Source organism: Hamadaea sp., assembly GCF_013362815.1.
GTDB lineage: Bacteria > Actinomycetota > Actinomycetes > Mycobacteriales > Micromonosporaceae > Hamadaea.
The window spans coordinates 138202-145087 of sequence record NZ_JABFVK010000006.1 but is presented as its reverse complement, the minus strand read 5'-3'; the positions used below and the strand labels follow the sequence as shown (position 1 = coordinate 145087).

Below are 6886 nucleotides of genomic sequence, written 5' to 3'. Positions count from 1 at the left end.
ACATTGGCCACCGCCATGGTGCGCCCGGTGCCGCCCTTGAAGGAGTAGAACGTGACTATCTCACCGCGTCGACGATCGGTGCCGCTGTTCACCCACGGCCTCCCTTATGCGATGTCCTTCGATTAAAGCACTCCCACGCGACGCCGGGATGATTCACCGTTTCCGATGTTTTGCTCAATGGTCGGAGTCGGTTACGATCCGTTCGGGTGTCGGTTCACTCCAGCTGTTGTTCACAGGGGAAAAGAGAGTCCATGGCCGAGTCGGTGGGGACCCGAGGCACGCTGGAAAACCTGGTGGACATGCTCGTCCGCCTGCCCGAGCTGGCTGATCCCGCCGTTCGCGATCAACTCGTCGACCGCGTACGCCAAGACTTGCGCCGTCCACTGCGGATCAAACGCTTCGCGGACGTACGCCCCGAGCTGTCCAGCCTGGTAAACGCCTGTAATGCCTGCTCGGGCGGCTTGCGGGTACTCGCCTCGGCCATCGCCGAACTGCACGTGGGCGAGATCGGCGCGGTACGCACCTCGGTCGCCGATCTGAGCCCGGGGCTGCTCTCCGTGCCCGACCGGGACCACCTGCGCGGACTGCTCGCCAACCTGCCCGCGAACCAGATCGGCGAGGCGGTCGACGGGCTGGGCGGCGCCGAGCAGCTCTACTCGATGCGTACCTGGCGGGACACCGCCAACGCCATCCGGATCATGGAGGGCCTGCCGATCCCGGAAGACGGCGTGCCTCAGGTGCTCGCCTTCGCGAGCCGGCTGTCGGAGCTGCTCACCGGGCCGGTCTCGGACGGCCTGCGGATCTGGGTCGACACCGTCGCCGGTGGACTCGGCGTCGACCTCGCCGCCCTCGTCGTGTTGCGAGGTGGCGCAGGCCCGCTCGCCACGCCGCCCGTCTTCACTCCGCCCACCCCGCGTGGTGCGGCGCCGCGCCGCTCGGAGACCCGGGTCGTCGGCGGTGGCGTACCCACCCGGAACCGGCATTTCACCGGCCGCAGTGAGTTGCTCGACAACCTGACCGACGTGCTGAGCAGCGGAGAGCAGGCGGCCGTGCTGCCGCCCGCGCTGCACGGCCTCGGCGGTGTCGGCAAGACCCAGCTGGTCGTGGAGTACATCTACCGGCACCTCGACGACTACGAACTGGTCTGGTGGATCCCGTCCGAGCGGACGGCCACCGTGCTGGCCTCACTCACCCAGCTCGCCGAGACCCTGCACCTGACGGTCGCCGAGGACCGGCAGCAGACCGCCCGGACGGTGCTCGACGCGCTGGCCGGGCTGCGCGTGCCGTGGCTGCTCGTCTACGACAACGCCGACGACCCCGACGTACTCAAGCCGTTCCTGCCCGCCACGGGCGGCCACGTCATCGTGACGACCCGGAACCCCGAGTGGGGCGCGGTCGGCCGGCCGATCGAGGTCGACGTGTTCCCCCGGGCCGAGAGCATCCAGCTGCTCGAAGGACGCGGCCTGCATCTGAAGGAGGGCGAGTCCGAGGCGCTCGCCGACAAGCTCGGCGACCTGCCGCTGGCCCTCGAGCAGGCGGTCCTGTGGTGCAAGTCGACCGCGATGCCGGTCACCGAATACATCGAGCTGCTCGACAGCCACCGACGTTCGGATCTGCTGTCGGAGTCCAAGCCCTACGGCTACCCGATCACCGTCACGGCGTTCGTGACGCTCGCGAGTGAGACTCTGCTGAAGCAGGCCCCGGCGACCGCGCAGCTGTTCGAGTTGCTGTCGTTCCTCTCCGGCGAGCCGGTGTCGCAGAACCTGCTCAGCCGGGGCAAGTCGGCCGCCGTCACCGAGCCGCTACGCGCCACGCTCAACGATCCGGTCGCGCTCAGCCGGGTCGTCCGCGACCTCAACAACCGTGGCCTGGCCAAGGTGGACCCGGCCCAGCGCATCCAGGTGCACCGCCTGGTCCAGGACATCCTGCGCGACATCCTGCCGGCCGACCGCGCCGAGATCACCCTGCGTAATGCGCAGCGGCTGCTGGCCGCGGCCAACCCCGGCGACCCGGACGAGCGTGGCGAGCTGGAGAGCCAGGCCGAACTCGGTCCGCACCTCGACCGGGCGCGAATGATCTACGCCGAGGACGACGACGCCCGCGTGGCCGTGCTCGACCACGCCCGCTACCTGTACCTGATCGGCGACTACGAGAACAGCCTCCGGCTCGCGACCGACGCCGCGGCGTACTGGGGTCAGCAGAGCGACGATCCGCTGCTCGGCTCGGACGGTCTGTACACCCTGCGAGCGCGCAGCCAAATGGCGAACGCGTTGCAGGTGCTCGGCAAGTCCACCGAGGCCCGGGACATCGCCCGGGACACCTACGACCGGATGTGCGCCAGCCCGCTCATCGGGGAACTGCACGAGTTCACGCTGATCCATGCCAACCAGGTCGGCCGGGACATGCGGATCGCGGGGCGGTACAACGAGGCGCTCGAATTCGACACCGCTTCCCTGCAACGGCACCGCCAGGTGTTCAACGCGAGTGAGGCGTACACCCTGCGGGCGCAAGCCAACCTCGCCGTCGACCTGCGCATGATCGGCGACTTCGCCCAGGCGTTCGAGCAGGACCGGGAGATCGCCAACCACTGGGAGGACATCGGCGGCAGCGACCCTCGCGCGCTGGCGGCGTACATCAACCAGGCCCGCAACTACTACGGCATGGGTGCGTACCGGGCGGGTCTGGAGTGGATCCAGCAATGGCGCGAGCCGCTCGCCGACGCCCTCGGCGCGGGCAGCAGCCAGGTGCTGCTGGCCGACCGGACGTACGCCGTCCTCCTGCGCAAGCTCGGCTACCTCTTCGAGGCCCGGGCCGTCCTGCGGGAGCACTTCGAGCGCAGCCTCAGCCGGTTCGGTGAGACCCACGAGTTCACCAACGCCGCCGCGGTCAGTTATGCGAACGTGCTGCGGCAGGTCGGTGAGCTGGACGAGGCGGCTCAGCTGATCGAAGACGCCCTCGAACGGTACGACGACTACTTCGGCGACAAGCACCCGCTGACCCTGGCGGCCCGGGTCAACCAGGGCATCCTCCTGCGGGCGATGGGCGAGTTCGACGACGCCCGCGTGCTCGGCGAGGGCTGCTACTCCGACTTCGCCGAGGCGTTGGGCGCCAACCACCCGTACACGATCTGCGCCGGCGTCTCCCGGGCGACCGACCTCGCCCTCGCCGGCGAGCATGCGGCCGCGGCGGAGTTGTCCGAGCAGATGTATCGCATCAGCCAGCAGATGTCCGGTGGTGGTCACGAGGCCCGCAACGGCGCCGAGCACCCCTACCTGCTCATGCGAGCCATCAACCTGTCGCACGACCTGCGCGCCGTGGGCCGGACCGCCGAGGCGGACCGGCTGCGGCAGACGTCGTTCCGGGCGTTGCGCGATTCGCTGGGGGCCAACCACCCCGAGGTGCAGGCGATCGAACGAGACGAACGGACCGAGGGCGACATCGAGCCGCCCCCGACCTGATCCCCATCTGATCCTTACGCAGGGGCGGCGTTGCGGTCGCGAGCGTTGTGGTCGCGCCAGCGGTCGAAGGTGTCGCCGAGGCTCAGCTCCGCCGCGCGGACGGCCTCGTCCGGAAGCGGCTCGGCGAGCAGTTCGTCGGTGCGCTTCCGCAGACCCTGGACCAGGCGTACGCCGTCGGGGAGCAGCGCGCCGGACTCCTCGACCGACCGCAGTCCCTCGGCGACGTTGACCCGGGCTTCGGCGAACTTGCGCGTCGCCTCGTCGGCGAGCTCCGGCTCGGCCCGCAGCGCCCGCCACGTGTCGGCCACTCCGACGAAGGCGTACACGCCTTGAAGCAGACCGGCCAGCGGGCGCGGGTCGGTCCGCCACGGCGCGAAGTGGCGGCTGGTGTCCTCCGGGTCGGTCATCGGCACGAGGTCCAGCATCGCGCTGAGCTTCGAGTGGTGGAACTCGTGCACCATCGTCACTGCGAACTCCGCCGCCGAGGGCGGCAGCGTGAGCCCGAAGACGCCGAAGGCGTACTTGATCGTGGCGCTGCGAGCGGAGCGGGAATCGGTCTGCGCCAACGGAACCAGCGTACGCAGGCCGGCGGCCAGCTCGGCGGCCCGCTCGGGCAGCTGCCGCGCCAGCAGTCCCCACGCCTCGCCGAACAGCTTGTCCCACTGCGCGAAGTCGGCGTCGTCGAGGCGGTTCGCCGGAGGTGCGTGGTGGCCGTGGCGGTAGGGGTCGACGTCGTCGAGCGCGATCCGCACGCCCGGCGCGGTGAGGTCGCGTACCCGCTGGAAGCCGGGCACATCCTCCGTGGACAGCGAAACCAACCGTCCGTCCACATGGGCCAGTACCTGACCGGCGTCGGCGATGAGGCGTACCGGGGCCTCGACTCCGGTGAGCGCGCCCAGGCCGGGCGCTGAGGCGACCCCGTCGCGTACCGGCACCGCCAGGTCGGCCGGTACGCCGGCCGCTGCCGCGGCGACGACGGCGATCCCGGCGAGCTGCCCGAAGTCGGACGGGTCGGCGACACCCTGGCCGAGAGCGCGGGTGACGATGCCCGACCAGGAGCCGACGAGCGGCGCGCCGACGACGTCGGTGAACCGGACGGGGTCGGCGGCCCGGGCCCGGCTGAGCGTGTCGGCGATCGCGTCCCGTTCGGCCGTGGTGCCCGGCCACTCTCGTAGTAGATTGCCGATGAGGAGCAGATGGCGGCTCAACTGCGCCTGTTGCAGGGCGGCGATGGCGGCCGGGCCGCCGTCCCCCCGGGCGAGCGCGTCGAAGGTGTCGCTGTCGAGTTCGTGGTACGTCGTCACTTCTCAGGTCTCTCCAGTGCGGCGGCGCGCCGCAGATCGGTGGCGACGCGCGCGGTGATGTGATCGATGAGGCGGCGCAGATCGGCGCAGTACGCCGAAGGATTGCGGAAACCGGCGCCGGGGCGGTACCGATGGGCGTAGTGCCCACCGCCGCAGACGTCGCGGACGGGACAGCCGAGGCAGGTCTCCGACAGGGCCTGGCGGCCGAGCTGCCGGGCGACCACTCCGGGGTCGTCGAAGACGGCGTCGAAATCGTCTCGGCGTACGTCGAGGCCGGTCGCAGCCGCGCCCGGGTAGGCGGACTTCAACGCGTCCACCTGCTCGATCGCGCCGTCGGACTCGACCACCAGCATGCCGGCCGGGCTCAGGCCGACCTGCTCGGAGCCGCTCGCCCCGCCCAGCGCCAACGCCAGGATGTCGTCGAACAGCCGGATGCGGATCGGATCGTTGCGGCCGTACCAGTGGTCGAAGACGGTGATCAGCCAGTCGGCGTACGGGGTCGCCCCGGCGCGCGCGTGCGGCGGCGGGGTCTCCCAATTGGCGTGGGGGAGCAGGAAATCGATCATGGGGGGATCGAAGGCCGACAGCGTCTCGAACGTGGCGATCGGGTCGGCGTCGGCGGACACAGTGGACAGAATCCCGGCGTACGCGGGCCGCAGATCCGGCTCCCGCAACAGATCTAGGGCGCGGGCCGCGGCGGCGAAACTGCCCCGGCCCGACCGGGTACGCCGATGGCGGTCGTGGTCGGCCTCGGTCCCGTCGACGCTCACGCCGACGGAGACGCGCAGGCTGACCAGCCGTTCGATGGTGCGCCGGGTCAGCAGTACGCCGTTGGTCTGCATCCCGACGTCGGCCCGGGTGCTCAACGGAATCCGGGCCTGCAAGTACGCCACCAGCCGCTCGATGCGGTCGAGGCGGAACAGCAGCGGCTCCCCACCGTGGAGGATCACCTGCACCCGGCGTACGCGATGCCGGGCGGCGTACCGGGCGAAGTTGTCGACGGCGGCCTGCCAGACCTCTGTGGACATGACCGCTGGGCGGTCCTTCCAGCTCTGGTCGGCCGATTCGTACACATAGCAGTAGTCGCACGCCAAGTTGCAGCGCTGGTGAACCTTGAGGATCAGGTCGCGGATCGGCGTGGGTCGCCAGCCGGCGGCGCGCATCCGCGGCGGGTCGAGCTCGGCGTACGGCCAAGGTGCGGCCGCGCGCTGCGCGTCCCGGAGCAGACCGACTCCGCCGGCCGGCGCTGTCGTCATGCGGCGGTCAGGCGGAGGTGAACGACTGGAAGGCCGAGATGATCCCGTCCGGGTCGTCGAGCGCGCGGATCACGCGGCGGGCGGCCCGGGCGAGGGCGTCGTCTCCACCGGAGATCACGTCGAGCAAAGGACGGTCGGAGAGGTCGACGAGCGGCGACCATTCGCCCTTGGCGGGCTCCGACATAGTTGCGGCGTTCACCATATGCTCCCGATTGGGTGCGTCCACCACGGCCCCAACGCCGCGACGGCTCTCTGTAGGCCGGACAGGCTTGCCCGGCGATTCACCACGATAGGTGCTACGTGGGTCGTCACCTACATCAACGAGCCGGGTTTGGCAAAACTTGGCGGTCGGTCTGCTACTCGAAGTAACGGCTCTGACCTGGGAATCTGTCCCTCGATGCGGCTGCGGGACCGGGTGACTAGGCGGTCCCGCGAGCGCTCTTCGAGTCGCCTGCCGCATTTCGTCGAGGTAAAGTGCGGCGCTTCGGCCTGGCTGGGACCCGGGCATCAGGGCAAGCCGGACGCCCAGGTCCGCCGGGCTTGCTATTTCAGCATGTCGCCGACGGCTCGCAGGAGCGCCGTGGCCGCCTTGACAAGCGCCGTCACCCGGGGGAGCGCAGCCACGACGCGTCGCCATTGATCATTGCGTTTCTTGTGAACCGCCATTAGGTTCACCATGCCCTTTCTGGTCTTATCGCGGACTGGGGGCGTACCGCGCCCGGAGGGGCCTAATCCTCCGGGCGCTTCTCCGTGCTGGGGCGCGGTCACCTGTTCGGAAGACGCCACGAAATCATTGGACTTCGAACTGCGCCCGCGCTTGCCAGGTGCTCACGATAGGCGTTGTGAAGATCGATGCCAGCCCACGGAA

General features: G+C 69.9%; 4 protein-coding genes. 1 reads left to right on the top strand and 3 read right to left on the bottom strand.

Features of this window, described 5'->3' with window-relative positions; all coding sequences use genetic code 11:
• Positions 1-251 precede the first annotated feature (251 nt).
• Positions 252-3458, top strand: a complete 3207-nt coding sequence (fxsT, locus tag HOV77_RS03155; RefSeq protein ID WP_290857263.1) for an FxSxx-COOH system tetratricopeptide repeat protein — start codon at positions 252-254, stop codon at positions 3456-3458.
• 14 nt (positions 3459-3472) lie between these two features.
• On the opposite strand, the gene HOV77_RS03150 is transcribed toward fxsT, so the two are convergent.
• From HOV77_RS03150 to HOV77_RS03140, 3 genes are read right to left on the bottom strand one after another with little or no spacing between them, the layout of a single operon-like run.
• Positions 3473-4762, bottom strand: coding sequence for an HEXXH motif-containing putative peptide modification protein (locus tag HOV77_RS03150; protein WP_290857261.1), 1290 nt, complete (start codon positions 4760-4762; stop codon positions 3473-3475).
• Positions 4759-6018 (bottom strand): FxsB family cyclophane-forming radical SAM/SPASM peptide maturase, encoded by a 1260-nt coding sequence (locus tag HOV77_RS03145; RefSeq protein WP_290857259.1) that lies wholly within the window; start codon positions 6016-6018, stop codon positions 4759-4761. The genes HOV77_RS03150 and HOV77_RS03145 overlap by 4 nt, the downstream gene beginning before the upstream one ends.
• Positions 6019-6025: 7 nt before the next feature.
• The gene (locus tag HOV77_RS03140) at positions 6026-6202 is read right to left on the bottom strand and encodes a hypothetical protein (protein WP_290857257.1); all 177 of its coding nucleotides are present in this window, start codon (positions 6200-6202) and stop codon (positions 6026-6028) included.
• Positions 6203-6886 lie beyond the last annotated feature (684 nt).

Bases quoted from the DNA above. Each gene is read 5' to 3' on its own strand.
- HOV77_RS03145 (WP_290857259.1), bottom strand. From the start codon at position 6,018: ATGACGACAGCGCCGGCCGGCGGAGTCGGTCTGCTCCGGGACGCGCAG.
- HOV77_RS03140 (WP_290857257.1), bottom strand. From the start codon at position 6,202: ATGTCGGAGCCCGCCAAGGGCGAATGGTCGCCGCTCGTCGACCTCTCC.
- fxsT (WP_290857263.1), top strand. From the start codon at position 252: ATGGCCGAGTCGGTGGGGACCCGAGGCACGCTGGAAAACCTGGTGGAC.